The sequence below is a fragment of the Hadarchaeum sp. (SeqCode) genome (assembly GCF_049969415.1).
GTDB lineage: Archaea > Hadarchaeota > Hadarchaeia > Hadarchaeales > Hadarchaeaceae > Hadarchaeum.
Window position 1 is genome coordinate 1 of sequence record NZ_JBMFOX010000071.1, and the last position, 3,071, is coordinate 3,071.

The 3,071-nt window shown below is 59.9% G+C and carries 2 protein-coding genes; one reads left to right on the top strand and one right to left on the bottom strand.

Translation table 11 applies throughout. From position 1 onward, the window contains the following. On the bottom strand, positions 1-1,303 hold a 1,303-nt coding region (locus ACP5PX_RS07665), incomplete at its 3' end, for a zinc-ribbon domain-containing protein (RefSeq protein ID WP_428085375.1). Between the two features lie 210 nt (positions 1,304-1,513). Between ACP5PX_RS07665 and ACP5PX_RS07670 the strand changes: the two genes are divergently transcribed. Further along, positions 1,514-3,071: hypothetical protein (locus ACP5PX_RS07670; RefSeq protein ID WP_428085376.1), on the top strand; the 1,558-nt coding region annotated here is incomplete at its 3' end.

Here is a 3,071-nt window from a genome sequence, read left to right on the forward strand (position 1 = left end):
GTGAAAGCCCTTGCAGGTCAGAATCAACATCAAGAACCGTGTTCCGCAGCAAGGCCTCCCACCCTGAGTTCGACCTCAAGGCGTTCAGCACCGGCTCCAAAGGCATGTTGTTGTTTCCTCCCGACATGGTGATGAAGGTGTCGTTGTAGAGGTCATAGGGTAGCGACTGAATTCCGCGGAGAACGTTGCTCATGAAGGCGATGCGGTTGTTGATGGCCTCCTGCTGCAGTTCTGGGGGAAGGTTGGACCAGTCCGACCAATCACCCAGCTCACCATTCCTGTTCGTGTCGCCGCTCCGAGCATCGTCCCGGTAGCCCGCGCCCTGGGAGATGTTGATGAAGGTGGTCTTGCCGGGATTAAAGATGGCATTTCCCTGGGCGACGGCGTTCAGCGCCAGTACCCATTTGTCGCCCGGAGTTCTGCCATCCAACCCGGTTATGTTAACGATATCGGTGATTTCACCTCCGTTGGCCGCCGCCGTCCCGACAACGTCCCTGCCGTGCCGGCCGCTGTCGATGGCAACCGGGCCGTGGACGTTGAGCGGCAGAGGCTTGGACGTGGTGAGATAATCCTCGCTGATGTAGACTCCGTCCTGCTCCTGCTCCAGCGCTAGGTTGGGCAAGGCATTGATGACCTGACGGTAGCCCCGCAGCGAGGAGATGAAGGTGGCTTCGATGCCGATGCCAACTTGGACGAGGTAATATCCTGCCAGAGGAATTGCCCCGATGATCTCACCACCGTTTGCCTCAACGATCTCCTCGGCTTCGGTGGCGCTGGTCGCCGGATCAAAGAAAACCTGAACTTGCCCGGGATATGCCAGCACGGCCATCGGCACGCCCGCGGCGTCGATGTAGCTGACATCCGTTGCCGCCGGATAGGCGCCCACGTAGTTCGTGGCTCCCTCTAGCACCCCGAGCACCGCCGGCGGCGTTGTGGATGAGGTGGTGGTGGAAGTGATCTGAGTCGTTGCCGGAGCGGTGGTCGATTCGATCCCCTCCGACGCCGGAATTGCATAAAATAAAACCGCGGCAATGACGAGAACCATGACGCCTATTAAAATCCTGCCGATCTTCGCGCCGCCCTTCCTGCGTTGAGGTCCCTCCTTAGCTGGACGATCGGTGAAGGCCTCAACGCTCTTTTCTGCCCCGCGGTGGGTTCGCTTTTCGGCCGGCGCTTCTTCAGATCTCGATGTGCCTGAGGCCCTTTCCAAACCCTTAGATTTAGAAAAAATCCGCCCGCCGCAGTTAGGGCAGAACTTCGCCTTGCCGTCAACCTCGGCGCCGCACTCAGAACAATAGAACAAGATATGGCTCCAAGTTGTATCGCGGGGCGAGCATATAAAGGTGCTTAAGGCTAACGAAAAAATTTTCACCGGCACTCCTTGCTTCGCTGGCCCAATTTATAGTACTCCGGTCCAAATGGCCGGCGGGGAAACATCTTCGCTAAAGTCCGGCGCTGGCTGCGTGAAATAAATAGCCGCGACGACCGTAAGTTATTCTCGGGGCGAAAATCGATGCCGGCGGGAAAAATCAAGTTCTGCCTTTACGGGGAAGGGGGCCAGCTGGAGCCCCGCCGCTATTCCTCAGGAAAAACGCAGGCCGACCTAATTGAAGAGATCGTCCGCGCCTTTAAGGACAACGACATCGTCTTCCTCCGGGCTACGGTGGGCAGCGGCAAGTCGGCAGTGGGGCTCCGGACGATAATGGAGTTCGGCCGCGGCATCGTCTCGGTCCCCACCAAGGTCCTCTCGGATCAGTACGCCGCCGCCTACGAGGGGGAGAAATACTTCCTCAAGGAGGACGGCTCCAGGCTGAAGATCGGCATCCTCAAGGGGCGCCGGAACTTTCGCTGCAGGTTCCAGGCGGACAAGGGGCGTGACGTCTCCTGCGACAGCAGCTCCCTGCCCTGCAAAAGGCCCATCGACTGGAAAAGCGGGGAGCGCCGGATTGACGCCCTCAGCGAGTGTCCCCACTGGGGGTTCATCTTCCGCCCCGAGATTGCCAAGTCGCTGAAGGGGGTGAAGAAGGCCACCTACGAGGGTATCAAAGGCAGCTGGACCTGGTGCCTGAAGGGAGATTGCCCCTACTGGGGGCAGTTCCAAGCCTACGTCGACGCTGATGCCATCGTCATGAACTCGGCCAAGTGGGCAGCCGAGGTCAACGCCGGCAGGTTGCCCGAGGTACCAATCACCGTTGTTGACGAGGCGGACTACTGGCTCGACTCCCTGGCGGTGAAGGTCTCGATCACCGAGCGCACCATCAACTGGCTTCAGGAGAGCGTCGGCCGGAGCCTTGAGTTCACCGAGGACGATGAAGGCGGGCTTAAGGAGATGATGGAGGAGCTGCGCGAGGAATGGTCCCGATGCCTCGGGGGCGGAGGCAACCCGCTCAAGCTCGTCCGGTCCCTGGTCGACCTGTTAAACGAAATGGATGAGACCTCAGGGGATCTCCTCTGGAAGCTCGAGTCGGTTCTGGAACACCGGAGCCACGCCGAGTGGGAGATCTGGGAGAAAGGAATTACCTACTTTGTCCCCGATCCCAAAATTGTGCTCGAGAGCATCCGCAACAAGGTCGGCGGCAAGTGGCTGCTGATGTCCGCCACCGTCCAGGATAAAAATGTTTTAAGGGAGGTCTTCGGCATCGAGCCCACCTTCATCGAGGGCGAGACTAGGTTCCCGGGGAGGTTAATCCCGAGGCGGCTGGGCTCCGAGGAGGTCATCAACTACCGCAAGTGGGCCGACGAGAGGTTCAGGAGGAAATACTGGGGTATGCTGGAGAGGATGATGAAGCGAGCAAAAAGGCCGGGCTTCGTCCCCGTCCACGCCCTCGCCTACCTGCCGCCCGGGCTCCGGGAGAAGGTGAGCGAGGGCGGCGATGCCTACACCTTTGACGGCATCATGTTCACGACGAAGATGGACCGGGGGGCTGACCTCAAGGGAATCAAGAGCATCATCCTGCTCAAGTTCCCCTTCCCCGACCGCTCCGACCCGCTGCTCAAGGGCATGGAGCGCCGGCTCGGCCCCGAGGCCTTCCGGAAATACTACCGGGACATCTCGGCGAGGGAGTTCGTCC